General features: G+C 32.2%; 32 protein-coding genes and 1 pseudogene. All 33 read left to right on the forward strand.

Annotation, left to right across the window (positions count from 1 at the left end):
• Positions 1-61: 61 nt before the first annotated feature.
• The 33 genes and pseudogenes from PHH50_00190 (at position 62) to PHH50_00350 (ending at position 26,170) form a co-directional block, all read left to right on the forward strand.
• Entirely contained in the window at positions 62-2,767 is a 2,706-nt protein-coding gene (locus PHH50_00190; protein ID MDD3728735.1) for an AAA family ATPase, read from the forward strand.
• Between the two features lie 8 nt (positions 2,768-2,775).
• Positions 2,776-3,489, forward strand: a complete 714-nt coding sequence (locus tag PHH50_00195) for a serine protease (protein MDD3728736.1) — start codon at positions 2,776-2,778, stop codon at positions 3,487-3,489.
• Between the two features lie 14 nt (positions 3,490-3,503).
• A complete protein-coding gene (locus PHH50_00200) occupies positions 3,504-4,103 on the forward strand; it encodes a hypothetical protein (GenBank protein ID MDD3728737.1) in 600 nt (199 codons plus the stop codon).
• A gap of 252 nt (positions 4,104-4,355) precedes the next feature.
• Positions 4,356-5,540, forward strand: coding sequence for a glutamate-cysteine ligase family protein (locus PHH50_00205; GenBank protein ID MDD3728738.1), 1,185 nt, complete (start codon positions 4,356-4,358; stop codon positions 5,538-5,540).
• Between the two features lie 61 nt (positions 5,541-5,601).
• Positions 5,602-6,285 carry a type 1 glutamine amidotransferase gene (locus PHH50_00210; GenBank protein ID MDD3728739.1) on the forward strand — a complete coding sequence of 228 codons (684 nt, stop codon included), beginning with the start codon at positions 5,602-5,604 and terminating at the stop codon, positions 6,283-6,285.
• On the forward strand, positions 6,275-7,426 hold the full coding sequence (gene tgt / locus PHH50_00215) for a tRNA guanosine(34) transglycosylase Tgt (GenBank protein ID MDD3728740.1): 1,152 nt from the start codon (positions 6,275-6,277) through the stop codon (positions 7,424-7,426). The genes PHH50_00210 and tgt overlap by 11 nt, the downstream gene beginning before the upstream one ends.
• Positions 7,427-7,474: 48 nt before the next feature.
• Entirely contained in the window at positions 7,475-7,852 is a 378-nt protein-coding gene (locus PHH50_00220; protein MDD3728741.1) for a transcriptional repressor, read from the forward strand.
• Positions 7,842-8,117: an anaerobic ribonucleoside-triphosphate reductase gene (locus PHH50_00225; GenBank protein ID MDD3728742.1), complete on the forward strand. Its 276-nt coding sequence runs from the start codon at positions 7,842-7,844 to the stop codon at positions 8,115-8,117. Before PHH50_00220 ends, PHH50_00225 begins: the two co-directional genes overlap by 11 nt.
• Positions 8,118-8,240: 123 nt before the next feature.
• Positions 8,241-8,564 carry a hypothetical protein gene (locus PHH50_00230; protein ID MDD3728743.1) on the forward strand — a complete coding sequence of 108 codons (324 nt, stop codon included), beginning with the start codon at positions 8,241-8,243 and terminating at the stop codon, positions 8,562-8,564.
• Positions 8,565-8,669: 105 nt separating this feature from the next.
• Positions 8,670-9,065 carry an Rrf2 family transcriptional regulator gene (locus tag PHH50_00235; protein MDD3728744.1) on the forward strand — a complete coding sequence of 132 codons (396 nt, stop codon included), beginning with the start codon at positions 8,670-8,672 and terminating at the stop codon, positions 9,063-9,065.
• Entirely contained in the window at positions 9,062-10,216 is a 1,155-nt protein-coding gene (locus tag PHH50_00240; GenBank protein MDD3728745.1) for a cysteine desulfurase family protein, read from the forward strand. Before PHH50_00235 ends, PHH50_00240 begins: the two co-directional genes overlap by 4 nt.
• Positions 10,203-10,619, forward strand: a pseudogene (locus PHH50_00245) (iron-sulfur cluster assembly scaffold protein). The gene PHH50_00240 and the pseudogene PHH50_00245 overlap by 14 nt, the downstream one beginning before the upstream one ends.
• Before the next feature lie 91 nt (positions 10,620-10,710).
• A complete protein-coding gene (mnmA, locus tag PHH50_00250) occupies positions 10,711-11,766 on the forward strand; it encodes a tRNA 2-thiouridine(34) synthase MnmA (GenBank protein MDD3728746.1) in 1,056 nt (351 codons plus the stop codon).
• A gap of 1 nt (position 11,767) precedes the next feature.
• Positions 11,768-12,916 carry a tRNA 4-thiouridine(8) synthase ThiI gene (gene thiI / locus PHH50_00255; protein ID MDD3728747.1) on the forward strand — a complete coding sequence of 383 codons (1,149 nt, stop codon included), beginning with the start codon at positions 11,768-11,770 and terminating at the stop codon, positions 12,914-12,916.
• Between the two features lie 65 nt (positions 12,917-12,981).
• Positions 12,982-13,179, forward strand: coding sequence for a hypothetical protein (locus tag PHH50_00260; protein ID MDD3728748.1), 198 nt, complete (start codon positions 12,982-12,984; stop codon positions 13,177-13,179).
• A gap of 181 nt (positions 13,180-13,360) precedes the next feature.
• A complete protein-coding gene (locus PHH50_00265; GenBank protein MDD3728749.1) occupies positions 13,361-13,522 on the forward strand; it encodes a DUF5679 domain-containing protein in 162 nt (53 codons plus the stop codon).
• Positions 13,523-13,620: 98 nt separating this feature from the next.
• Positions 13,621-14,508, forward strand: coding sequence for an MBL fold metallo-hydrolase (locus PHH50_00270; protein ID MDD3728750.1), 888 nt, complete (start codon positions 13,621-13,623; stop codon positions 14,506-14,508).
• Between the two features lie 25 nt (positions 14,509-14,533).
• The gene (locus tag PHH50_00275) at positions 14,534-15,136 is read left to right on the forward strand and encodes a nucleoside-diphosphate kinase (protein MDD3728751.1); all 603 of its coding nucleotides are present in this window, start codon (positions 14,534-14,536) and stop codon (positions 15,134-15,136) included.
• A 196-nt stretch (positions 15,137-15,332) separates the two neighbouring features.
• Positions 15,333-15,539 carry a hypothetical protein gene (locus PHH50_00280; protein ID MDD3728752.1) on the forward strand — a complete coding sequence of 69 codons (207 nt, stop codon included), beginning with the start codon at positions 15,333-15,335 and terminating at the stop codon, positions 15,537-15,539.
• Complete coding sequence (locus PHH50_00285; GenBank protein ID MDD3728753.1) at positions 15,540-16,349, forward strand: hypothetical protein; 810 nt, start codon at positions 15,540-15,542, stop codon at positions 16,347-16,349. It abuts the gene before it with no gap.
• Between the two features lie 31 nt (positions 16,350-16,380).
• On the forward strand, positions 16,381-16,806 hold the full coding sequence (locus PHH50_00290; GenBank protein ID MDD3728754.1) for a hypothetical protein: 426 nt from the start codon (positions 16,381-16,383) through the stop codon (positions 16,804-16,806).
• 3 nt (positions 16,807-16,809) lie between these two features.
• The gene (locus tag PHH50_00295; GenBank protein ID MDD3728755.1) at positions 16,810-17,061 is read left to right on the forward strand and encodes a YbaB/EbfC family nucleoid-associated protein; all 252 of its coding nucleotides are present in this window, start codon (positions 16,810-16,812) and stop codon (positions 17,059-17,061) included.
• A gap of 166 nt (positions 17,062-17,227) precedes the next feature.
• Positions 17,228-17,854 (forward strand): hypothetical protein, encoded by a 627-nt coding sequence (locus PHH50_00300; protein MDD3728756.1) that lies wholly within the window; start codon positions 17,228-17,230, stop codon positions 17,852-17,854.
• 473 nt (positions 17,855-18,327) lie between these two features.
• Positions 18,328-20,631 (forward strand): hypothetical protein, encoded by a 2,304-nt coding sequence (locus tag PHH50_00305; GenBank protein ID MDD3728757.1) that lies wholly within the window; start codon positions 18,328-18,330, stop codon positions 20,629-20,631.
• Positions 20,612-21,415 (forward strand): MBL fold metallo-hydrolase, encoded by an 804-nt coding sequence (locus PHH50_00310; protein MDD3728758.1) that lies wholly within the window; start codon positions 20,612-20,614, stop codon positions 21,413-21,415. The genes PHH50_00305 and PHH50_00310 overlap by 20 nt, the downstream gene beginning before the upstream one ends.
• A 5-nt stretch (positions 21,416-21,420) precedes the next feature.
• Positions 21,421-22,755: a glycoside hydrolase family 76 protein gene (locus PHH50_00315; protein MDD3728759.1), complete on the forward strand. Its 1,335-nt coding sequence runs from the start codon at positions 21,421-21,423 to the stop codon at positions 22,753-22,755.
• A gap of 80 nt (positions 22,756-22,835) precedes the next feature.
• On the forward strand, positions 22,836-23,108 hold the full coding sequence (locus tag PHH50_00320; protein ID MDD3728760.1) for a metal-sensing transcriptional repressor: 273 nt from the start codon (positions 22,836-22,838) through the stop codon (positions 23,106-23,108).
• Between the two features lie 22 nt (positions 23,109-23,130).
• Complete coding sequence (locus PHH50_00325; protein ID MDD3728761.1) at positions 23,131-23,895, forward strand: hypothetical protein; 765 nt, start codon at positions 23,131-23,133, stop codon at positions 23,893-23,895.
• A 32-nt stretch (positions 23,896-23,927) separates the two neighbouring features.
• Positions 23,928-24,311 carry a hypothetical protein gene (locus PHH50_00330; GenBank protein ID MDD3728762.1) on the forward strand — a complete coding sequence of 128 codons (384 nt, stop codon included), beginning with the start codon at positions 23,928-23,930 and terminating at the stop codon, positions 24,309-24,311.
• Between the two features lie 13 nt (positions 24,312-24,324).
• On the forward strand, positions 24,325-24,750 hold the full coding sequence (locus PHH50_00335; GenBank protein MDD3728763.1) for a DUF1573 domain-containing protein: 426 nt from the start codon (positions 24,325-24,327) through the stop codon (positions 24,748-24,750).
• Between the two features lie 17 nt (positions 24,751-24,767).
• A complete protein-coding gene (locus PHH50_00340) occupies positions 24,768-25,469 on the forward strand; it encodes a GAP family protein (protein MDD3728764.1) in 702 nt (233 codons plus the stop codon).
• Between the two features lie 4 nt (positions 25,470-25,473).
• Positions 25,474-25,608 (forward strand): hypothetical protein, encoded by a 135-nt coding sequence (locus PHH50_00345; protein MDD3728765.1) that lies wholly within the window; start codon positions 25,474-25,476, stop codon positions 25,606-25,608.
• A 19-nt stretch (positions 25,609-25,627) separates the two neighbouring features.
• Positions 25,628-26,170: a DUF411 domain-containing protein gene (locus PHH50_00350; protein ID MDD3728766.1), complete on the forward strand. Its 543-nt coding sequence runs from the start codon at positions 25,628-25,630 to the stop codon at positions 26,168-26,170.
• Positions 26,171-26,261: the final 91 nt, after the last annotated feature.

The following is a 26,261-nucleotide window of genomic DNA, read 5'->3' on the forward strand; positions in this document are numbered from 1 at the left end:
TGCATTTATTGCCTATTCATAGGTAATTGATTTTTTGCAAAAAATATGGTAAAAAAATAATATGAACGGAGCAAATTTTACACATAAAACACAAGAAGCAATATTGGGGGCCCAATCAATAGCTCAAGAAAGGGGCCAGCAGCAAGTTGACGCTCTTCATCTTTTAATATCCCTTATTAACCAAGACGGGAGCGTTGTTATTGGCTTATTAAGAAAGCTTGGAGTTGATATTGAAGGATTAAATAAGAAGGCAAAAGCGGCACTTAGCCAGATTCCTCCTATTTCTACTCCCCAGGCCTTTGGCCAGCTTTATTTGACCCAAGATATGGCAAAAACCCTTGAACGGGCTCGTCAAGAATCGATAAAAATGGGAGACGAATTTATTTCTGTTGAACATTTGTTTTTGGCTTTGCTTGATTCTCAGACAAAAGCGAGAGAAATCTTAGATAAAGCGTCTTTTTTAAAATCTGAAGGAGGGGGTTCTGGAACTCTTGAAATAGGAAAACTGGATTACGATTCTGCCATAAAGGTTCTATCTGAAATTAGAGGCGGAACGAGAATTACTGATCCGGAGCCGGAAGGGAAATATCAAGTTATTGAAAAATACACAAAAAATCTTACTTCTGCGGCAAAAAAAGGAAAACTTGATCCGGTGATTGGAAGAGAAAATGAGATAAGACGACTGATGCAAGTTTTATCAAGAAGAACTAAAAATAATCCTGTTTTGATAGGAGAAGCAGGAGTCGGAAAAACAGCAATAGTCGAAGGTCTTGCTCAGAAAGTTGTAAAAGGAGATGTTCCGGAAAGTTTGAAAGATAAGGAAGTAATTTCTCTTGACTTAGGAGCTCTTGTTGCCGGAACAAAATACAGAGGGGAATTTGAAGAAAGAATAAAAGCGCTTTTAAGAGAGCTTTTTCGAGCTTCTGGAAAATACATTGTTTTTATAGACGAGCTTCATACTTTGGTTGGCGCCGGAGCTTCCGAAGGAGCTATTGACGCTTCGAATTTATTAAAGCCGGCATTATCACGAGGAGAACTAAGAGCAATAGGGGCAACTACAATTAAAGAATATCAAAAATACATTGAGAAAGACATGGCGCTTGAAAGAAGATTTCAGCCAATATATGTTCAAGAGCCGACAATTGAAGACGCCGTTTCGATATTAAGAGGAATAAAGGAAAAATATGAACTTCATCATGGGTTAAGAATAAAAGATTCTGCCCTTAATGCGGCCGTAGAACTTGCTTCCCGCTATATTACCGATCGCTTTCTTCCAGATAAGGCGGTTGATCTTATGGATGAAGCGATGTCGGCGATGCGGCTTGAAATAGAATCCGAACCGTCCCGTCTTGAAGAATTAAGAAAAGAAATACAAAAGCACGAAATAGAAAAAGAAGCATTAAAAAAAGAAAAAGACGGTAAGAAAAAAATTGTTGCCGCAGAAAGAGCCATAGCCGATTTGAAAGAAAAAGCAAAGGATTTTGAATTAAGATGGAAAACAGAGAAAGATCTTATTTGGAAAATAAAGAATCTTAAAAAAGAAATAGACGATCTTTCTTTTGAAGCAGAAATTGCTCAAAGAGAAGCGGATTTGCAAAAAGTGGCTGAAATAAAATATGGAAAAATACCGGAAAAGTTGAAAGAAACCAGAATGGCCGAGAAAAAGCTTGCAAAAATTCAACAATCAAGTCCTATTTTAAAAGAAGAAGTAGGAGAAGAAGATGTTGCTCAGGTTGTTTCAAAATGGACTGGAATTCCAGTTATGAGGCTTATCGAAGAAGAAGCGAAAAAACTGGAAAAAATGGAAAATGCCTTATTTGAAAGAGTTATTGGCCAAAAAGAAGCCATTGTCGCCATTTCAAACGCTATTCGCAGATCAAGGGCTGGAATTTCAGAAGAAAAAAAACCGATGGGTTCTTTTATGTTTTTAGGTCCTACCGGAGTTGGAAAAACTGAAACAGCAAGAGCTCTTTCGGAGTTTCTTTTTAACGACGAAAATGCTCTCGTTCGGCTTGATATGTCAGAATATATGGAAAAGCACGCTGTCTCGAAAATTATAGGAAGTCCTCCGGGCTATGTCGGGTATGAAGAAGGGGGACAGCTTACGGAGAAAATAAGAAGGAGGCCTTATAGCGTAATACTGCTTGATGAAATAGAAAAAGCTCATCCTGAAGTTTTTAATATTCTTCTTCAAATTCTTGAAGACGGAAGGCTTACTGATGCAAAAGGGAGGACAGCTTCTTTCAAGAATTCAATTCTTATTATGACTTCCAATATAGGATCGGAATATATTACAAGAATGGGTTCTTTGGGATTTATAAACAGCAAAGAAGACAAAGAAAAAAAATCTCTGAAAGAAAAGGTTTTGGAATCTTTAAGAGATCATTTCAGGCCTGAATTTTTAAACAGAATAGACGATATTATAATATTTAATTATCTTGGAAAAGAAGAAATCGGGAAAATTGTTGAAATTGAATTAAGAAAAGTGCTAGACCGATTAAGAGCGAAAAAAATAGAAGCTGTTGTGTCTGAAAAAGCGAAGAAATTTTTGGCAGAAAAGGGTTTTGACCCAAATTTAGGAGCAAGGCCTCTTAAGAGAGTTATCCAAAAAGAAATTCTTGATCCTTTGGCTTTGAGAATTGTTTCAGGGACAATTAAGGAAAAAGAAAAAATAATCATCGATATTGACGGAGAGAAAATTTCTTTTAATTCGGGCAAGTGGCTTTCAAAACCCCATTCTTCTTTGTTGAAAAGCGGCTCTAAATAAAATTAATAATGAAAACAGGATTTAAGATTATATTTATATTTATTTTAGGAATGGGAGGGGGTATTTTTGCAGACCAAATTTTTTGGCCTTATTTTATAGAACGCCCTCTTTTTTACCAGTATCGGCTTGAAAAATCTCCAATTTATCTTACGGAAAAAAAAGAAATTTATATTAGGGAAAACGAACTTCTTGTTGATTCTTTCAATAAGGTCGAGAAATCAGTTATTTCCACAAAAGCGGTTTCAAAAAGCGGCGTTGTTATATCCGGTTCAGGTCTTATAATAACAAATGACGGACTTATAATTACTCTTGCTCAGCTTGTTCCTCAAGGATATGATTTCTCTTTTTTCGTAAACGGAGAAAGCAGGCCGTACCAAGTTTTAAAAAGAGACACAGACCTAAATCTTGCGCTTATCAAGCTTGAAGGAAGCGATTTTTATTCTCTTGGGTTTAAAAATTTAGACAGATTTAAAAATGGAGAAAGAGTTTTTTTAGTTGGAAGCTTGCTCTTAAATGACTCTTTTTTTAAAACTGTAAACGAAGGCATAATAAAAAGATTCGATTCTAAATATATTTATACGAATATTTCAGAAAGCAGCGGATTGAAAGGAAGCGTGCTTTTTGATATACAAGGAGATGTAGCAGGAATAAATTTAATTGATAAAAATGGAGAGGTTTTTGCTCTGTCTTCTGATGTTATAAAAAGTTTTGCCGGTTTTTAATTAGAAATAAAATAATGAATAAAAAAATTATTTACATTCTTTCTGCTATAGTTATTTTTCTTCTTTCCGTTAATATTTTTCTTTCATTTTCATTTAAGAAAAAAAACACCGATGAAACAAAAGGAGAAAAATATGTTTCAGAAATGGAATTTATAAGCTCTGACAATTTTATTTTTGATAGTCGGGTTTTAACGGCTGAAGGAATGACAATTGAAATACCAACAGGGTGGAATGAAGAAAAAAAAGATGAAAAGATATCTTTTTATCTTCAAAAAGAAGAAAACCAAAGCGAAGAAAGATGCGGAATAAATATCCAGATTGGAAAAATAAAAGAAAAAAATGAAGATAAGCCCACTATTGCAGAATATATTGAAATACTGATAAACGGAGCTAAAAACGAACTTAGTGAAGAAGAAAAGGAAGGAATAAATCACAAAGTTTTTTTTATTGACGGAAAAAAAGGATTAAAGACGGTTTTTGACCTGGGAATAGTGAAATATATTGTTTTGGAAATACCAACTGACGATAAAATTTATATTATTGAAAGCGACCTTATTTTCAGCGATGATTGCAGAAATAAATTTGAAGAAATATTAAAAAGTATTTCAATATAAACGGCGTTTTGGCTGCTATTTTTAAAAGATATTGACATAATTTTAGAATTTTATATCATTTGTACTAATGGCGGAAGATTTAAAAAACAAAATATTTTTAAGCGGAACATTTAATGTTCTCCTTATTATCCTTAACTTTTCACGGTTGAGGGTTTTTGCTTTTTAAAAAAAGAAAAAAGAAATTAAAAAAGCCCTTCAACCGAAGGGCTTTTTTAGTTCCTTTTGCAGCACCTTGAAATAAGGATAGTGGTCATGAGAAAGGTTGGAGTGGAGATTGAATATCCCGTTGTGGATAAAAACGGAATGGCTTTTCCTGTTAGCCGGATTTTTCCGGTTCTTATTGAAAGGGAATGGATTCCCGAATTTGACGATGTCTATAAAGACGAAATTATTGCAGTCTCAAAAAATGGCAAAGTTGTAACCAGCGATGCCGGAGAGGGGATTTTAGAGGTAAATGAGCCTCCTGTAAACTCTCTTTTTGAGGCTGAAAAATCGTTGAATGAACTAATTTCTTTTCTTGCAGGAGAATTTAATTCTCTTGAAGCAAAAATTCTCGGTTTTGGCGCTCAGCCTTTTGAGAAAAAAAATAAATGGGCAAGAAAAGGCAGATATAAAACCCTCCTTTCAATCGGGTTTTCTCCTTCTCTTAATAAAACAACAAGAACGGCGGCAAGCCAGGTCCATATTGATGTAAAAGAAGAAGAAATTTACAAGGCAGTAAATGTTTTAAATGCCTTGTCCGGAATTGCAATTGCTTTTTGCGCCAATTCTTCCGTTATGAACGGAGAAGACAATGGAAGGTTGGCAAAAAGAGAAGCCGTTTGGGGAGAATTTGCTCCCGAAAGAAGCGGCGTCCCTCCTGTTTGGTTTAAATCAAACAATCATCTTTTTTCTTTTTTAGAAGATATGAAATTCGTTCTTACTAAGAGTAATGGGAATTATTTTATTCCCGGAATTTCTTTCAAGGAATTTGCCTCTGGCCTTTCTTTGGAGGAAAAAACGGCCCATTACCTTTATCATGAAGGAACGGTTTGGTTTTCCTGCCGCCCCCGCCTTAAATACGGAACCGTTGAATTTCGTCCTTGTTGCACTCAACCTCATAATGAGAGCATGGCTGTTTCAGCTTTTGCTCTTGGTATTGTAGAGTGCCTTGAGGAAGTTCATTCTTTTACAAGAGAACTCTATTATGATTTTAAAAGAGAAGGGTTCTCTTTCCGATGCCTTAGAAAAAATGCAATTGAGTATGGATTTTATGGAGTTGATCCTGGATTACTGAAAGATGTTCTTTTCTTTATTTACAAAGGGCTGAAAAAAAGAAATAAAGGAGAAGAATTTTTCGCTGACATTCTTTTTGAAAGGATGAAAAAAGTCATTTGCCCGGCAATGCGGGCGGCCACTATCAAAAGCGAAGATCTCGTAAGAGAACTTGCTTTTTAGTATTTTAAAAAAGGTTTGGGTTTTGCTCAAACCTCTTTTTTTTGCTATAACTGTTTTAGTTATGAAAACTCTTTTTTTACAATTTAGGGAAGACAAGGTGGTGGCACAACATGAACAAAAATGCTTTTTAAAGCATATTAATTTAAAAGTTCAATCCAGAAATATTTTTATGGATGAGTTTGATTTTCTGGGGAAAAACGACTTTACCCATATTATTTTAGGCGGTTCCGGAGAATTTAGTATTTCAGATAAAAATAAGAAAAGTAAATATTGGAAAAAAGTGGAAAAAATAATACCTTTTTTGGAAAGAGAAATTAAAAATAACACCAATATTTTAGGAGTTTGTCTTGGCCATCAATTATTGGCTTTTCTTCTCGGTTCGGAAGTTAAATCTCTTTTAAATCAAAAAGAAGTGGGAACTTTCCGAATTTATCTTACTTTAGAAGGGAAAAAAGACCCACTTTTTTACAATTTGCCGAAAAGTTTTCTTGTTCAGGAGGGCCACAAAGATTCTGTTTTGAAATTGCCAAAAGAGGCAACCCTTCTTGCAAAGGGGAAAAAATGCAAAATACAATCTTTCAGATTTAAAAAAGCGGCAGGTATTCAGTTTCATCCAGAACTTGAAATTGAAGATATTAATTTTCGTCTTTCTCTTTATCCGGATTATGCCAAAAAGAACAAGCAGCCGAAAATAAAAGAAACGCCTTTTGCTTTTAAAATTTTTGAAAATTTTTATGGAATTTAAAATTCTCAAAAAATCAAAAAAAAGCAGGGCTCGCTTTGGTATTTTAAAAACAAAAAATGGCATTTTAAAAACTCCTTGTTTTGTTCCTGTAGCAACTAAGGCGGCAGTTAAGGCATTAACCTTAAAAGAAATGGAAGAAACAAAAAGCCAGATTTTTATTGCAAATGCTTTTCATCTTCATCTTAAGCCAGGGGAAGATGTGATTAAAAAAGCGGGAGGAATACATAATTTTGCTAATTGGAAAAAGCCAACAATGACTGACTCAGGTGGTTTTCAGGTTTTTTCGCTTGGTTTTGGAAGAGATTTTAATGTAGGAAAAATTTCAAAAAATCGCGGCAAAGAAACGATAGAAGACGGGAAACAGCCGAATTTTGTTAAAATAACGGAGGAAGGAGCTTTCTTTAAGTCGCCATTTGACGGAAGAGAGCTTTTTTTAGGGCCAAAAGAATCAATGATGATACAGGAAAAAATCGGAGCCGATATTATTTTTGCTTTTGATGAATGCACTGCTCCTTTTTCTGACTTTAATTATGTCAAAAAAGCAATAGAAAGAACCAATAAGTGGGCCAAAATATGCCTTAAAGTAAAAAAAACAGATCAAGCTCTTTTTGGGATTGTTCAGGGCTCAAAATTTAAGGAGTTAAGGGAAAAAAGCGCTTCTTTTATATCCTCCCTTGGTTTTGACGGTTTTGGCATAGGAGGGGATCTTGGAGAAAGTAAAAAAACAACAGAAGATATATTAAAATGGACAATTCCCATTCTTCCTGAAAAAAAGCCCCGCCATTTGCTCGGCATAGGAAAAATTGAAGATATTCTTTTAATGGTTAAAAATGGAATAGATTTTTTTGATTGTACGGTGCCAACTCATTATGGAAGAAGAGGTATTGCCTTTATTTCTGCAGATTCTTTTTTAAAAGAAAAAAAGATTGACCTTCGGCAGTCAAAGTTTTTGAAAGATAAAAATCCTCTTGATAAGAAATGCTCTTGTTTTGTTTGTCTTAATCATAGAAGAAATTATATTTCTCATCTTATAAGGGCGAAGGAAATTTCCGGTCTTTCTCTTTTGACTTTTCATAATCTTTATTTTTTTAACAGTTATGTTGAAAAAATCAGAGAGAAGATAAAAGAGGGGAAGATATGATATTTTTAACTATTGACATCTATTCTTATTAAGAATATAATCTTAATAATGAAAAAAGAAAGGACAACTTCTCAAAAGACGGTCATCTTGGATTTTTTGAAAGACACTAAAGCTCATCCTTGCGCGGAAGACGTTTACTCTTCTGTTAAAGAAAAACTTCCTTCAATAAGCAAAGGAACGGTTTATAGGATTTTAGGAGATTTTAAAGAGAAAGGAGTAATTCAAGAAATCCCGCTTTCTGTTTCAAGATATGACGGAGACACGTCTTGCCATGCTCATTTTATTTGCAAATCTTGCCAAAAAGTTTTTGATCTTTCTGATGTTTGTAAAAATTGCCATGTCTTGAAAACAAAAAGCACAAAGGTCGGGAAAATTGAAAATTATCAATTATATTTCTATGGAAAATGTAAACAATGTGGAAAATAGCAAATGCCATGATTGCGGCGTTTTGATGGATATGGAAAATGGCAAAATAAAGAACGGTTATCATCTTTTATATAAAGAAAACGAAGAAGAAACAAAGGTTTTTAAATGCAAGGGTTGTTATGAGAAAAATCCTTCTCTTTCAAATTTCAGACCCTGCGAGGTTTATTCGAGAGTAGTTGGCTATTTAAGGCCCGTAGGCCAATGGAATTTAGGGAAAAAAGAGGAATATTCCGAAAGAAAAGAGTATTTATGCAAAGGAGAGTAATTTATGTTTTAATAAAAAAAAGAGCGCTTTCATATATAGCGCTTTTTTGTTATTGACAAATTATTAATATATGTTATAATGAGAAAGTACTAAACAAAAAAGCTCTTTTTGTAGGAGAAAAAAATGGAAGAATTATTTAGCGCAATTCTTGCGCTCATAATTGTTCTTATCGGGTTTTCCCTTATTGTTTCCCCTCTTTTGGGGAAGCCCGATTGTTTCCTCATCCTTCGTCCAGTAGGACAAAGAGGAGGAAACATTGTTTCAGGCCTGACTAGGGGAATTGCCCGTCTCTTTAACAGGGGAGGATCATCCCTGTTCAGGTGGGCAAATAGTCGGTCTATTTTAATGAGAGTGCTGCTTTTTTATCCGGTAGCAACAGCTCTCGTTATTGCGGGAGGCATTTTTTCAATCATCGCCGAAATCGTTTTCGGCAGAAGGAGAAGATGACTTCAAAAAGGGCACATCGATGCCCTTTTCGTCTTTTAGCAGAATTTGACAACATATTTTTATCTGATAGAATATAATCCGACAAAATCAGTCGGTTTTTAATTTATGAAAATATCAAAAAAATCGCAATACGGCCTTCGTTCTATGATATTTCTTGCCAAAAATTATGGCAAAAAAGAAATTTATTCTTTGAAAAATATATCAAAGAATGAATCAATTTCTTTTGATTATCTTGAGAAAATCTTTTTCTCTCTCGAAAAGGCAAATTTGGTAAAAGGGAAAAGGGGCCGGCTTGGAGGATATGCTCTTTCCAGGCCCCCTTCTAAGATTACCGCAGATGAAATAATAAAAGCAATTGAAGGGAAATTGTCTTTGGTTGAATGCAAGGGGTGTCTTAAAGAAAAAAAATGTCCGGCAAAAGGCCTTTGGGACGAGTTGCAACTATCTTTTTCTTCAACTCTTTCATCAATAACCCTTTTAAAGCTGGCAAACAAAAAATGAAAAAAATATATTTTGATTATGCTTCTACAACTCCGGTTGATCCTAAGGTTTTTTTGGAAATGAAGCCGTTTTTTTCAAAGAAGTTTGGCAATACAATGTCTCTTCATTATTTTGGGCAGGAAGCGAAAGTTTTTCTTGAAAAAAGCAGGGAAAAGATGGCAAAAGCAATAAATGCCGACACTGAAGAGATAATTTTTACGGGTTCTGCCACCGAAAGCAATAATATGGTTTTAAAAGGCCTTTCTTTCTTTAAAAAAGGAGGACATATTATTATTTCTTCAATTGAGCACCCTTGTATTGTTGAAAGCGCTGCTTGGCTTGAAAAAAGGGGCTTTAAAGTTACTCGTCTCAAGGTTGACAGATACGGGACAGTTGATTTAAAAGAACTTGAAAAAAGCATAGAAGAAGAAACTTTTCTTGTTTCTATTATTCATGGGTCAAACGAAATAGGCACAATCCAGCCGATTGATAAAATAGGGGCAATTTGCCGGAAAAAAAACGTCTATTTCCATACTGATGCATCTCAGACATTTTCAAAAATCCCGATAGACGTAGAAAAAATAAAAATAGATCTTCTCACTGCAAGCTCTCATAAAATATACGGTCCTAAAGGAGCAGCTTTTCTTTATAAAAGAAAAGGGGTTAAATTAGAACCGCTTATCCATGGAGGAGGGCAGGAAAACGGCCTTAGATCTTCTACTTTGGATATTCCATCTATTGTCGGCTTTGCCAAGGCAGTTGATATTTCTATCGCTACAATGAAAAAAGAAGAAAATAGGATTATTAATTTGAGGGAAAAATTAATAAAAGGAGTATTAAAGATAAAAGGAACGAGATTAAACGGCCATCCTAAAAATCGTTTGGCAAATAACGCCAATTTCAGTTTTTCTTTTATCGAGGGAGAATCTATTGCTATCCAGCTGGATTTAAAAGGGATAGCCGTTTCTACTGGTTCTGCCTGTTCTTCAACAAAGCTTGAGCCAAGCCACGTTTTGCTTGCTATCGGCCTAAGGCATGAAGATGCTCATGGTTCCTTAAGGGTAACGCTTGGAAGATGGACAAAAGAAAAAGAAGTTGACTATTTCTTGAAAATTTTGCCGGGAATTATAAAGCAATTAAGAAAAATATCCCCATTTTATGAAAAAAAATAACAATATTTGTGCCGGACTTTATACAAAAAAAGTTCTTGAGACATTCAAAAATCCTAAAAATTACGGAAGAATAAAAAATGCTGACGGAATTGGAAAGGTGGGCAATATTGTCTGTGGGGACTTGATGCAGCTTTACATTAAGATTGGCAGAAATAGAAAAAAAGAGGAAATTATAAAAGATATAAAGTTTGAAACTTTTGGATGCGTTGCTGCCATTTCAACAAGCAGCACTATTACGGACCTTGTTAAAGGAAAAACAATAAATCAGGCCTTAAAAATTGAAAAAAATAGCATTATTAAAAAACTGGGCGGTTTACCTAAAATAAAATATCATTGCTCAGTTTTAGCTGTTGATGCCTTAACTGAAGCTATTTTTGATTATTTTTCAAAAAATGAAAAAGAAATTCCCTTGGAAATACTTAAAAGGCATGAAAAAATAAAAAGAGAAAGGGAAATTATAGAAGAAAGGTATAAAAACCTGGAAAAAAGATAAAATGAACAAAGAACCTCAAAAAGTTGCCGTTGCCATGTCCGGAGGAGTTGATTCTTCGGTTGCAGCGGCCTTGCTACAAAAGGAAGGATATGAAACTATTGGTGTTTTTATGAAATTCTGGAAAGACGGGAAGGAAGGGGTGAATAAATGCTGCTCTTCTGATTCAGAAAGAAATGCTCGATTGACTTGCCAGAAACTTGGAATTCCTTTTTATGTTTTTAATTTTGAAAAAGAGTTCAAGAAGGAAGTTGTAGATTATTTTTTAAAAACGACAATTGGCGGAGATACTCCAAATCCTTGCGTTGTTTGTAATGAGAAAATAAAATTTGGTCTGTTTCTTGAAAAATCGCTAAAACTTGGAGCTGATTTTATCGCAACTGGCCATTATGCCAAAAAAAAAGAATTTAATGAGAAAGGAAAAATAAGATTTTCCCTTTTAAAAGGAAAAGACAAGAAAAAGGACCAATCTTATTTTCTATGGGCCCTGGGACAGAAAGAGTTAAAGCATATGATTTTTCCTGTTGGAATTTATACAAAGGACAAAGTGAAAAAAATGGCGGAGGATTTCAAATTGCCGTCCAGCGGCGCCAAGGAATCAATGGAGGTTTGTTTCATTTCCGATACGATAGATGCTTTTTTGGAAAGAAAAATTGGAAAAAAGGAAGGGGATATTGTTTATAATAATAAAGCGATAGGAAAGCACAAAGGCGTTTGGCTTTACACTCTTGGCCAGAGGAAAGGGATAGGACTTTCAAACGGCCCTTATTATGTTATAAAGAAGGACATAAAAAGTAATATTCTGTTTGTAGGTAAAAATAAAAAACTTCTTAATAAAAGCAAAGCAGTCATTAAAAAAGTAAATTGGGTTTCAGGGAAAAAGCCGAAGTTTCCTTTGAGGGTGACAGTGATGTCAAGATACAATCAAAAAAGCTTTGTTTCTGTTGTTAATGAAAATAGCGTTGTTTTTAATTCCCAAAAAACATCAATCACTCCCGGCCAGTCAATGGTCTTTTATAAAGGCCAAGAGCTATTGGGGGGAGGCATAATCAAAAATTAGAATGAAAAGAGGATTAATTATCGCTTTTGGCGAGTTATTTTTAAAATCAGAAGGAGTAAAAAGGATTTTCAAAAAGAAACTGGAGAATAATATTTTTTTTGTTTTAAAAAAGGAAAAAATTTCTTTCAAATTAATTTCATTACGAGAAAGAATTTTTATTGAAACGGAAGATGTCAAAAAGGCAAAAAAAGCCCTAAAGAGAGTTTTTGGCATTTCTTGGATTTCAGAGAGTTTTTACTCTCATAAAATTGATTTGGAAAATCTTTTTTCTTTTATTTCTCAAAACTATATAAACTGGATAAAAGAGAAAGAAACTTTTGCTGTTAGGGTAAGAATTGAAGAAAAAATTATTAAAGAAAGCAAAAAAGAGTTAATCGAAAAAGCTGCAAAAATAATAGATAGAAAAGTAAAACTCAAAAAACCCGGCAAAGAGATCAATATTGAAATAAGAAAGCACGGGCAATTTCTTTATTTTAAAAAAGAAAAAGGAGCTGGCGGCTTGCCCTATTCTTCTTCTGGCAGGGTTCTTATTCTAATGTCAGGTGGCATTGATTCTCCTGTTGCTTCACATTTAATTTCAAAAAGAGGAGGAGAATGTGTTTGGGTTCATTTTCATAGTTTTCCTCTTACTTCAAATAAAAGCATTGAAAAAATAAAAGAACTTGCAAAGGTTTTTTTAAAAACATATCCGAAGCTGAGAGTTTATTTCGTCCCTTTTCATAAAATACAGATGGAAATTAAATCAAAATCCTCCCCTTTTTTAAGAGTTCTTCTTTATAGAAGAAAGATGATTCAAATTGCCGGCAAAATTGCCATAAAAGAAAAGTGCGAAGCGCTTGCTACGGGAGAAAGCTTGGGACAGGTAAGTTCCCAGACCCTTTCCAATATAGCGATAACGTCGGAAATATCGAAACTTCCTATTTTAAGGCCTCTTATTTCAAGCGATAAAGAAGAAATAATAGAAACGGCAAAAGAAATAGGTGTTTTTGATATTTCAATAAAACCTCAAGAAGATTGTTGTACTCTTTTTGTTCCCAAGAAATCAACAGGTAAAGGAAGTTTGGAGAAAATAAAGGAAATAGAAAAGATTCTTGATAATAAAATAACAAGAAAAGAGGAAAAAGAAGCTTTTTTTATTGATTTTTGTTGATATTGTTTTGGAAATACTCTATAATAAGATAAAAAAGGGAAAATATAATGCTATTTTTTAAAAAAATGAAGGAAAAAGTACCGACAATATTGGCAATAGTGATAATAATACTGTTTTTTGTCGGAACAGTTGCGATAATCGTTTATCAATATTTAAAACTTGAAAGTGAAAATAAAAACTTTGAAACAAGTATTATAGAAAAAGAGTTTATTAAAGGAAATTTCAAGGGAAACGAAAATTTGGACCAGATTGAGGATAAATAATGCTATTTTTATCGTTTAAATTATTTTTTAAAAAAAGAAATGAAAATAGCGCTAAAAAGGTTTGTTTCTTGAAAAAGCTTGCAGTATTTGTCAAAATTAGGTTATAATAAGGCAAAAGGTCGCTTATCAAAAAATAAATGGGAACGGCAAGTTGGATCCGCCGCTCCCGACCAAGTTACTTATGACCGAAGCTTATTGCGTAAAGTGCAAACAAAAAAGGGAAATGAAAGATGCAAAAGAAGTTGAAATGAAAGGAAAAGGGGATGTAAAAAGAAGAGCTATGACGGGAGTATGCCCCACCTGCGGAACGAAGATGTTTAGAATATTGGGAAAGGCGGAATAATTTTTTAACGGAAAAGGTTATACAGGCCTGTACAGGCATTTCTAAAAAAGAAGGGGCAGCGGGAATTATCCTGCTGCCCCTGATTTTTTAACATTTTTATGAATAAAAAGGGATTATTTGTTCTTCTTTTTCTTTTTCTTCTTAATTTTTTTGCATGGAAGGAAGTATTTATTCTTAACCGTCCTGTTTTTCTTGAAGTGGATTTTTTTGATGTAGGGCAAGGAGATGCGACTTTTATTAAGACCCCGTTAAATCATAGAATTTTAATTGACGGAGGGCCTGATTCCTTTATCTTAGAGAAATTGTCTGAAAATATTCCTTTTTATGACAGAACAATTGATTTGATAATATTAACCCATCCCCATAGCGATCATTTAAGAGGACTTATTTCTGTTTTTGAGAGTTATGATGTTAAAAACTTAATTTGGAATGGAGTTATTGAAGATGCCGATGATTTCAGAAAATGGGAGAAGGCAATAGAGGGGAGAGAAAATGTTTTTATTGCCAAGTCCGGAATTAGAGTGCGTTCCGGTGAAGTTTTTTTTGATATATTGTATCCTTTCCAATTTTTAAAAGGACAAAGCTTTAAGGACAGTAATAATACTTCAATTGTTATAAGGATTAATCATAAAGAAAATGCTTTTTTATTTACTGGTGATAACTATAAAAATATTGAGTTTGAACTTATTGCCCTTCAGAAGGATTGCGAAGGAAAAGAAAGTTTATTTTGTAAAAATATGACGCTAAATTCAAATGTTTTACAAGCCGGACATCATGGAAGCAAGACATCAACTTCTGAAGAATTTCTTTTTGCGGTTTCTCCTCAATTTGTCGTTATTTCATCAGGGAAGAACAATTCTTACGGCCATCCGAACCAAGAGGTCTTGGCGAATTTAAATAATTTTGGTATAAGTGTTTTAAGAACGGATGAGTTGGGAGATATTAAAATAGTCAGTGATGGAAAGATTATAAAAGTCGTTGATTAAAAAATATTATTTAAATTTTATTTTTATGACAAACCCAAAAAAAGAAAGGTCTCTTGTAATAATTAAGCCCGATGGTGTTCAAAGGTCTCTTGTTGGAGAAATTATTTATCGTTTTGAAAGAGTAGGGTTAAAGGTGGTTGCTCTAAAGATGGTTTTGGCAAATGAAGACCAATGCCTAAAACATTATAATAAAGATGATGCTTGGTTTAAGCAAAAAGGGGAAAGAAGCGTAGAAGAACGTAAAAATGCCAATATGCCGGTAGAAAAACCTGCTATTGAATATGGAAAAGACATTGTCAGGGCTTTGGTAAAATTTATGACTTCGGGGCCCGTAGTAGTTATTATTTTAGAGGGCAATCAAGCGGTTGGTATTGTAAAAAAAATAGTCGGAGGCACGGAACCCTTAACTTCTGATGTCGGTACGATAAGGGGTGATTTAACTGTTGATTCTTATGATTTAGCAACACTGGATACCCGCGCAGTAAGGAATTTAATTCATTGCTCTGATAGTCCCGATGAAGCAGAAAGAGAAATAGGGATATGGGTAAAAGAAAATGAAATTATTAACTATCGCCATATCCAAAGTAAAATGCTTTATGATGTTAATTTAGACGGAATTTTAGAATAAATCTGCCTGTTTGACATTGATTTTCAAAGCGATATAATAAAATTGACCCTGTTCTCCTTTATTTAGTTTCTGGACTATAAGAATTTAAGGGGATTCCTAATTTGCGCTTGCCGAGGCAAGCGCCAGCGGAAACCCAATTTGGATTATTCTCCAAGATTCTATTTAAAGGATGCAGGGTTTTAAATAATTGTATAAAATGAGTTCTAAAAAAATAAATAAAAAGACAACAATAAAAGAGATTTTAGAAATAGAAGGGGCAGAAGAGATTTTGGAAAAATATAATCTTCCCTGTTTGTCTTGTCCTATGGCTTCTTTTGAAATAAATTCTTTGCAAATAGGAGATGTTTCAAAAATGTACGGACTTGACGGAGATTCTTTAATTAAAGAATTAAACAAGCTTTAAATGAAAAAAAGAATACAAATACTGTCGTTTTTTATTTTTTTCGTTTTATTTTTCCCCTTTTCTGGATTTGCTGCAGAAACAATTAACCTTCCTTTTTTAGGGGAGGTGAATTTGTTTCAATTTTCACTGCCTGTTCTATCTATTGTTCTTGGAACTATAGATGGGCTTAATGTTTGCTCGATTGGGGCGCTGGTTTTGATCTTGAGCATAGTTCTTGTTTTTAAAAAAAGATCTTCAATTTTATTTTTCGGAGGGCTTTTTTTATTTGTTGTTTCAATTGTTTACGGAATTTTGGTCATGTTTTGGTATCAGGTTTTTTCTTTTATTTTGCCTTTTTTTACTTATATGAGAGCGGCGATAAGCGCCATTTCTTTTTTTGGAGGAATTTATTTCTTTAAAGAATTTTTACGGCTTAGAAAAGGCCTTACCTGCACGATGAGTAATAACAAGTTAGTTGAAAAGACGGTAAAACATCTTCAGGAATCGTTTTCTTCCAAAAAAAGTTTTTTTGCTTTAGTTCTATCTGTTATTTTTTTCACAGCGGTAGTGACTATAATTGAGTTTCCGTGTTCGGCAGCAATTCCAGTTGTCTTTACCAGTATTTTGGCTGAAAAAGGAGTTGGAATATTGGGATATCTTTTTTATATCTTACTTTATCTTTTCTTCTATCTTTTGGATGAAATCGTGGTTTTTCTTGTTGCGGTTTTTACAAAAAAGATTTGGTTTAGAGAAGGGAAATTTATAACCTATGCAACTCTTGCGGGTTCTCTTGTTTTATTCTTTATCGCTTATTATTACGCTTTTTTATAATCGTTATAAGATTTTATTAATATTTTTTAAAATGGAATCAAAAAAACAAATTATTATTTACGTCTTTATTATCTTGCTGGTTTTTTTCGGCATTGTTTTTTATAATTCCAAAAATAGTAATAGTAATTTGCAAATAGAAGAAAGCGCAGTTAATATTTATTATTTTTGGGTTCAAGGATGTTCTTATTGTGCAGCTGAGTCAATATGGATAGAAGAAATGGAAGAAAAATATGAGAGTATAAATTTTTTGAAACTTGAGGCAAATAAAAATTCCGGTATTTTTTTAAGCTTATTGGAAAAATTTGATGTTTCATTAAATATGAGAGGAAGTGTTCCGGCCACTTTTATAGGAGATAAATATTTTATAGGTTTTAATCAAGAAATAGGAGAAGAAATGGAAGAAAAAATAAAAGAGTGTTTTGAAGAAGAAAATTGCGTTAATCCTTTAAATAAATAAATTATGTTTGATAAATTAAAACAACTTAAAAAAGCAAGAGATATTCAAAAAGCGCTGGAGAATAGGGAAATTGCTCATGAAAAAGAAGGAGTAAGCGTTATTGTTGGCGGTAATTTAAAAATAAAAGAAATAAAGATCAATCCTTCTCTTGATAAGGAAAGACAGGAAGTTATTTTAAAAGATTGCCTAAATGAAGCAATGGAAAAAGTTCAAATGATGGCTGCAAGAGAAATATCTAATCTTGGCGGATTTTAATATTTATTCAAATATTATTGCCAAGAATATATTGCTTTGTTATAATAAAAGAAAGATTATTTTCTTAAAAGCTTTTTTCTAAAATTTTTATTTTGCTTTGTTATAATAAACATAAAAAAAAGAGTTCTTCAAAAGGTCGAGGAGAAAAATTTAAAAAAACAAAAAAATGTCAAATAATAGCGTAAAAGCAATAGTTATATTTAACGTAATATTTTTAGTTATTGTCGGAGGATTTTGGATAATTCTCTCAAGTAAGGAAATGGCAAAAACAGAAGAAATTGATCTTATTAAAGAGCAAATGAAAAAAGTGGAAGATTATGCAGGAGAAAAAGGATTCACTCGTCAATTTCTATACGAAGGCCAATGGTATGCTAATGTTGATGGAAAATGGGTAGAGGCAGGCAGCCAAAGAGAAGCTCAAGTTATGAACTACGCAAGCAGAAACGGATTCACTCGTCAGCTTTTATACGAAGGCCAATGGTATGCTAATGTTGATGGAAAATGGGTAAGAGCAGGCAGCCAAAGAGAAGCTCAAGTTATGAACTACGCAAGCAGAAACGGATTCACTCGTCAGCTTTTATATAGTGGCCAATGGTATGCTAATGTTGATGGAAAATGGACAGAAGCAGGCAGCCAAAGAGAAGCTCAAGTTATGAACTACGCAAGCAGAAACGGATTTACTAATCAACTTCTATACGAAGGCCAATGGTATGCTAATGTTGATGGAAAATGGGTAGAGGCAGGCAGCCAAGAGGAAGCAGCGTCTCTTTATGAAGCGGGAAGTATTAATTAATGGTTTTTTATAAATAGAGTTTTTTATTTTTGGACTTGAGTTAAAAATATTTTTAACTCAAGTCCTTTTTAGGGCTCTGATAAAAAAATTCGACTATTTGTAGTTTTTAAAATTATTTAAAAAATATTCAAAAGTATTTTTTTTGTTTTTTTATAGGAGTGGTAATAATTTTTGCTTGTAATTCCGAAAAAGAGATTTTAATGTTAAATTGTTTACAGTAGAAGATATCATATTTGATAGAAATTTCCATTTAATTATAATAAAAAAAGGAAGGAATTATAAATAACTATTTTTTAAATTGCTTTTTATCTGAGAAAAACGGATATCTTTTTTAAAAACTTGAAAATGTCATTTTCGATAAAGAAGGAAAAATAAAAAGAAGGTTCAATTTTAAGATAAAATCACAAACTTTAGATGAACTTTTTTATTTTTGTCTTAACCTGCTTAATTAATATAATTTTTAATTGGCAATAATGCGCGCAAAATCTTTTATATTTCTGAAAATTGTTTATTTTTCTCTGATTGTTTTTATCTTGGAAACTGTTTTTTTCCATGTTTTAAACTATATTTATGATTATCTTAATGCAGTTTTGATAATTTCATATACGGTTTTGGGAATTGGCTTAGGAGCATTTATTTCAGGTAGAATTAAAATTCCAGAAAAATATTTATTTGCCATTTGTTCTTTAGGAACAGTTCTTTCTTTATATTTGGTTGCTTTTAAAACGATTTTTTTTCCTTCTGGGGGAATTACAAATTTTGTTTTTTTCTTTTGTTTTTTATTTCCATCCGTTTATATTTCTAAAATTTATGCTGAAGAGAAAATCGGGCAGATATATTTATTAGATATGGTGGGCGGATTATTTGGGGTGTTTTTTGTTTTTTTTCTTTATTTTTTTCTTTTTTCTGAATCAATATTTTTTTTGATTTTGCTTATTATTCCTCTGGTTGCCTTAATTGATATTTCTTTCCAAAAACTAAAGTATGAAAAAATAATAATTTTTATTTTATTATTATTTTTAATTTTGGGTTCAAGCTTGTTTTATAATCAAGTATTATTTGATAAATATAATCTTTTTAACTTAATTAACTGCAATGGTATAGAAAAGTCGCCGGAAGGAACGGCTAAAATATTTTGCAGAAATGTAGAATTAATTAAAAGCTATGATAATTTAGTAGGAAGAATAGATATTACTCAAATTACTTCTCTTAACTCTAGCTCGTATACTGTTTCGTATGAAGGGTGGCCAAATGATATTTTTCATAAAAAAATACTATCTACAAAAGATGACTATTCAAGTAATAAAAACAAGGAATGGCCTACTCTTGATATTCGTTTCTTGTATGGGGTAAAAGAAGAACCAGAAATTTTAATCATAGGTTCTGCCGCCCAGGGAATTATTCCTACAATAAGAAAAATTACTCCTTTGGAAAAAATAACCTCAGTTGAAATAAATCCAAGCATTATTAAAATAATGAAAGAAGATTTTTTTGAAGAAAGCGGAAGGGCTTATTTAAATTTTACGCCAATTCTGGGAAATGGAATTTCTTTTTTAAAGTCCAATAATGAAAAGTTTGATATGATAACAATGATGAATGTTCATCCTTACAGAAATATTTCTCATCAAGGGCCTCCGGATTATTTGCATACAATTGAAAATTATAGAAATATTTTTAATAGTTTGAGCGAGGAGGGATACCTTATGATTGAAGAGAGACCGGAAACATTGGAATCAAAATTAGCATTATATAGAGAAATTAATACTATTTGGCATGCTTTAAAAAAAGAAGGCGCTGAAAATCCTTCAAATCACTTTGTAATTTGGTCATGGATGTATGAAAATAAGAAATTTGAAAAATATAAGCTTTTTTATTTTACAGGAATAGCTGTTTTCAAAAATCCGATTAAAAAAGAATGGGTTGATCCGTGGATTCAAAGACAGAATCTTCGCGATCAATTTAACTTGCAATATTTTAATGGTTACAAAAATGAAGAGCTTTCAAAAGAATTTTTAGATTTATTTGCAATGATAGAATCAAATAATTTTAGTTCTCTTCAAGAGGAAAATTTTGATTCTTCAGTAGTAACGAATAATAGGCCCTTTTTAACTCAATCAACATTAAAAACGCCAAAATTAAATAACTTACTAAAAGATATTGGTATTCTTACATTGGTTCTTTGGATTATCTTTACAATTCCTTTGATTAGATCTGAAAAAAGAAAGTTAAACATGGCATTAAATATGTACCATATTTTAGTCGCTTTTGCTTTTTTCTCTATTCAAATAATTTTATTCCAAGTCTATCAAAATATTTTTATATCACCATCTTTGTCGTTTATATTTGTTTTGGGCTTTTTGCTATTATTTTCTGGCATTGGAGGATATTTTTCAGAAAAATTTAATTTAAAAAATATTATAATATTTCTAATATCAACGTCTTTAATTGCTGCTATTCTTCCTAATTCATTTTATTTTTTTAATATTCATTCTTCTCTTATAAATTTTTTAAGTGTATCTTTTGTTTTAGCTACTGGATTTTTAATGGGATTTTATTTTCCTAAAGGATTGAATTTTATCAAGAAAATAGAATCGAAAGAAAAAGTTTATTATTTTTACGCAATTGATGCTGTTGTCTCTTGTTTTGCAGTTCCTCTTACTTTGTATCTTGGCATAAAAATTGGTTATTTTTCGGTAATTATAATAGGTATTCTTTGTTATGTTTTGGCGACCATTATTCTTTCAATACTAGAACTACATGTTAAAGAAAAAATATAAGAAAATATTTTATTTGTTGCTTTTAATTTTTTTGTTTACATTTAGTGTTGTTTTATTTTTTTTAAACAATAAAAAAATAGAAGTTTATGGAATAAAATACGGTGATTCCTTTTATCATTCAAAAAATATTTATTATGAAGATAAGTTTGGAAAACCCTTACCTTTTTCCTGGATGTTTTATGTTATTAAATATAAAAACAAAATTATACTAATAGATACGGGATTTAATAATGAAGCGCTTGTAGAATCGTTAGCAATAGATTATAAGGATCCGCTTTATTTACTCTCTTTTTTAAATATTAATTCTGACAAAGTAACAGATCTAATTTTAACTCATAGTCACTTTGACCACATAGGCAATGCTGACAAATTTAAGAATGCTAAAATATATATTCAAAGAGAAGAATTAGAGCATTTCAAAAAAAATTCAAAAGATAAAAAACTTTTGAATTTTTTTGAGAATAACGATAAATTAGTTTTATTTGATGATTATTACAATTTGTATAATTTTTTCGAAATTAAAAAAATAGGAGGACATACAATTGGATCTTCTATTGTTCTTTTTAAGCATAATAATATAGAATATGTTATTACGGGGGACGAATGTTATTTAATCGACAATTGCGACGGTAATCCAATAGGCACTTATTATAATATAAAGAAAAATAGAGATTTTATTTCATGGGTGAAGGAAAATGAAAATATAAGAATTTTGCCGCTTCATGATAATAAAATATTTAATATATATCCGGTGGTTAACAACTTTATAGCCAAAATTATTTAATTATTATGCCAAATTTTTCAAAAAATAAAATAATAATTTCTGTTTTTATAGTTGTTTTTTTTACCCTTTTTTTCTGGATATACTTTAATAATTTTAAAGTTAATTTTGAAAGCCCAGCGGTAGGAGAATATGAAATAACTAAGAGTTTTATTGAAGAAAAAATTAAGCAAGGCAAGGAATTTTTATTGCAAATAGAAAATGAAGAAGAAAACGGCTTTTATAAATATTATCTTCCTTTTGAGGAAGAAAAAACCGAAGATCGTCTTCATACTACTTATTCTGCTTCAATTGTTTACAGTTTTCTTTTTATTCACGAATTTGATAAAGACAAAAAAACACTGGAAAAGCTTTCAAGCTGGGGAGATTTTCTTTTGAGAATGCAAAATTTAGACAAAGAAGACAAGCGCTATGGATCATTTGTTTATTCTTATTTTTTTGACGAAAAGAACCTTGATTTTGGCAGTAAAATAAAGAAAAAAACCATAAACAGCAAGGGGGAAAAATTTACAGATTATTTTTATGTCGATAATCAAGGAAGAGAATTAAGATATGTTGTTGGGACAAACTCAAAAACGATTTTCACTCTTTTGCGCCTTTACGAATACACAAAAGAAGAAAAATATTTGAATTCGGCAGTACTTTCCGGAAACTGGCTTTTAACAATGCAAAATGAAAATGGCACAGTAAGGCCCTACGTAAGATATGAAAATGGAAAATGGCTTTTTGGCTCAAAAGAGTCGTTTCTTTATCAGGGTCAGGTTCTATCGGCGTTTTCAAGATTGTATAAAATAACAAAGGATGAAAGATATTATGAAGGGGCAAAAAAGATAGCAGATCGTTTTGCAGATAAAATAGAAAAGGCAAATGGAGAATTTATAGTAGATGATTACAGAACGGTAAATTCAATATCAAATTCTTGGGTTGTTATGTCTTTGATGGATTTTTACAACATCTCTTTTGACAACTATTATAAAGAGATAATTTTCAGGCACAGCGGAAAAATATTGGAAGACCAGATAAAAAGTGAAAAAAATCCATCTGATTTCGGACGTTATAAAACAGCTTATTCATCAAGCGGAAACGGATGGATAGCTGAAGTTTTAACGGAAGTTTACAGGTTTTGTCTTAAAGAAAAAGGAGACAGTTGTTCAATATATAAAGATTCCGTAACAGACGTAATAGATTGGATTATTGGACATACTTATTCAAAAGAAAATACGCAAATTAAAGATATTATTGGGTCTGTCTATTGGAGTAAGGAGTACAGACATGTTAGAAGCGATTCTGTTGCTCATAGCTTGAACGCCTATGCGCGCATAATAGAATTTTTACCGGATTAGTTTTTATATAAAAAGATTTGACAATTTTTTTTGATTTGTTATTATACCTATACCTATGGTACAGGTATAAATAAAATATTATGACAAACCAAAAGAAAAAGACATTAATTAACATTAAAAAAGCGGAAAGTTTAACGGCAAAAATAATTAAGATGTTTGAAAAAGATCAATACTGCATTGATATTATGCAGCAGAATTTGGCTGTTATAGGCCTTTTAAAATCAGCCAATAAAATGCTTATGGAAAATCATCTTAATACCTGCTTTAAGGTTGCAATGGAAGCGAAAAACGAAAAGAAAAAGCAGGAAATGATTGAAGAAATTTTAAAGGTCATAGTAATGTTTAATAGATAAAATTAATTAATTTTTTAAAAATATGAATGAAGAAAATAATCAAATAGAAAGCCAAGAAAACAGAGAAAAAGAAAAAACAGTGCAAAAATGGATTTATATATCCATGTTTTTAGTTATTGCTTTTACTCTTTTTATTTCTTTTAACAAGGGGGTTATTTCCTATTCTCCTTCTAATGTTGAGAAAGTAGAAAAATCTGTTTTATCGCAGGAAAATCAAACTCCAAACATAGAACAGCAATCAAGTGGGGGCGCTGTAATAAATGAAGCGCTACTTGAAATAATACCGACCGGAGTTCCCGCTGTTTATGGAAACGCTCTTTCAATAAGTTATGACGATGTTTCTGTTAATAATCCAAGGCAAGCAGATGCAACAATTGAGGTAATGGCCAAAATAGACAGAAGTACTGAACTTTCAGGAAGTAATTTAAATAGGTATATTGATATATTATATAATCAACATGGGGGAATATCCTGTGAATTTTGTTGCGGAGCAAAAGCGGTAATATTTGAAAACGGATCTGCGGCTTGCGGATGCGCTCATAGCTATGCAATGAGAGGAATAGCAAAATACCTTATTTTGAACACAACCATGACAGATGAGGAAATTCTTTCTGAGGTTGGCAAGTGGAAAGTTCTTTTCTTCCCGGAGATCCATGTCCGAAAAGCTTCGGCTATGAAGGAAAAAGGCATGGAAATAGATTATATTAATTTAACCACTAATGAAAATAGAGGAATTGAAAGAGGAGTTGCCGCCGGAAGCGGAGGATCAATGGTTGGAGGATGTTAAGTAATTATAAAAAAATAAAAAAATAATAAAAAATGAATAACACAATTAAAAATAATATATTTCCAATTACGGTTATTGCTGTTTCTCTTGTTATTTCCGGAATAGTTCTTTTTTCCGGACCCTCACAGGGAAGAGGGTTTATTTCTCAGGATGAAGCGTTAAAAATTGCTGATGACTTTATAAATAAAAAAATGCTTCAAGGCCAAGTATCGGCTTCTGTTTCCGATATTTCAGAAGAATCGGGACTTTATAAAATTAATTTATCGGTTCAAGGAAGTCCATTTTCCTCTTATATGACAAAAGACGGAAGGTTCTTTTTTCCAGAAGGGCTTGATATAGAAAATTTTGAGAATACAACCCCTCCTTCAGCTCCATCTGAAGGGGGAGGGGGTACTGGAATGGTTGGAGGATGCTAATCCTTTTTAAAAAATGAACTTGAAAATTAAGCTTCTTATTCTTTTTGTTTTTATTTCTTTTGGAGTTGCCATATATGGCTATTTTAACGCTGTTTCAAAATCAAGTAGCGAGAATGGCCCTAAGATTGAAATTTCTCCCAAAATACATGATTTTAAGGACCTTAATTTTGGAGAAGTTGTTAGTTATGATTTTATTGTAAAAAATTCCGGAGATGAGATTTTGGAAATAAGAAGGGTTTCTACTTCTTGCCTTTGTACTGTTGCTGAGATTTTAAAGAAGGAAATTAACCCGGGAGAAGAAGTAATTCTTTCTATTTCTTATGATACCGGAGCAATGGGCGCCCATGGGAGAGGAAAGCAGGAAAGAATAATTTATATCAGAAGCAATGATCCTTTTAATCCTCAGATTGAAGCGATGATATACGCAAACGTTAAATAACTTAAATATTCAAAATAATGTTTCAAAGTATTGATATCAGCAGTCCTTTTACGATGATTCCGATAGTTATGACTACCGGTTTTCTTGATGGAATCCATCCTTGCGCTATTGCTATACTTATTTTCTTTATAGCTTTTTTACTGACCATGCAGAAGGCCTTTAGAAATATTTTCTTCTTGGGTCTGGTTTACATTTTCGTTATTTTTCTTACTTATCTTGCTGTTGGTGTTGGTCTTCTTTCGGGAATTACTTTTTTCGGACAGCATCATTTTTTTGCCAAATTTGGCGCATGGCTGCTTATATTTTTGGGTTTAATCCATTTGAAAGAATATTTCTTTCCAAATTTACCCTTCCATTTGAGAATGCCTAAATTTTCAAGCGAGAAAATCAAGACAAAATTAGAGAAAGCTACATTGTCGGGAATTATAATTGCCGCTTTTCTGGTTGGTCTTTGTTCTATTCCCTGTTCAGGAGGAATTTACGCCGCAATTACCGCTCTTCTTGCTTCAAAAACAACATATTTAAGCGGCCTCCTATACCTTTTGCTTTACAACTTTATGTTCGTATTGCCTCTTTTTATCCTTCTTCTTTTTGCGGCAAACCCGCTTACATTGTCCAAAATTGCCCGCTTCAGACAAAAAAACGAAAGAACAGAAGGATTAATTATGGGCTTACTGGTACTTCTTTTGGGAATTGGAATATTGATATTTATTCTATAAACATATGAACAAAGATAAAGAGATAAAAAAAGAAAAGGAGAAGAATAAAAAAGAAGAATGCCTTCTTTGTAGCATTTCCGATAAAACGATAGAAATGTTGGAAAAAAGATCGAACGAAAATTATAAAGAAAAAAAATAAAAATATAAAAAATACAAACATGGAAAAAGAAGAATATATTTCAAAAGAGCAAAGAAAGGAAATGGCTGTTCTTTCAAAAAAGAAACAAAGAACGACAAAGATTGTTTCTTTAATATTGTTTGCGGTTCTAGTTGTTGTTGGTTTTTCTTTCTTTTCAAACTTTTCTTCCAGTGAGGAAAATGAGAATAACGCAAAGAAAGAAAAAATAACGGTTTATTATTCTCAGACCTGCGGTTGTTGCGCGGAATATTTATCTTATCTTAAAAAAAGCGGATTTGAAGTTGATGCAAGACAAACAAGAGATATGCTTTCAATAAAAGAGCAATATCAGATTCCTACGGAAATGGAGTCCTGCCATACTTCTATTGTTGGAGATTATTTTGTTGAAGGCCATATCCCGACTTTCATAATAGAGAAATTGCTTTTAGAAAAGCCGCTTCTTAGCGGAATTGCTCTTCCTGGAATGCCCTCCGGCTCTCCTGGAATGCCTGGTTTTAAGGCGGGAAAATGGACCATTTATGGCCTTAACGAAGGAGCATCTTCGGAATATATGGTTTATTAAAAAATATTCTTATGTTTAATTTTTTTAAGAAAAAATGCCTTATTTGCAAAATGGAACTTAAAAAAGGAAAAGATTATCCTGTCTTTTCCGG

The sequence above is a fragment of the Candidatus Paceibacterota bacterium genome, assembly GCA_028697015.1.
Classification (GTDB): Bacteria; Patescibacteriota; Minisyncoccia; order Minisyncoccales; family GWA2-38-27; genus JAQVFW01.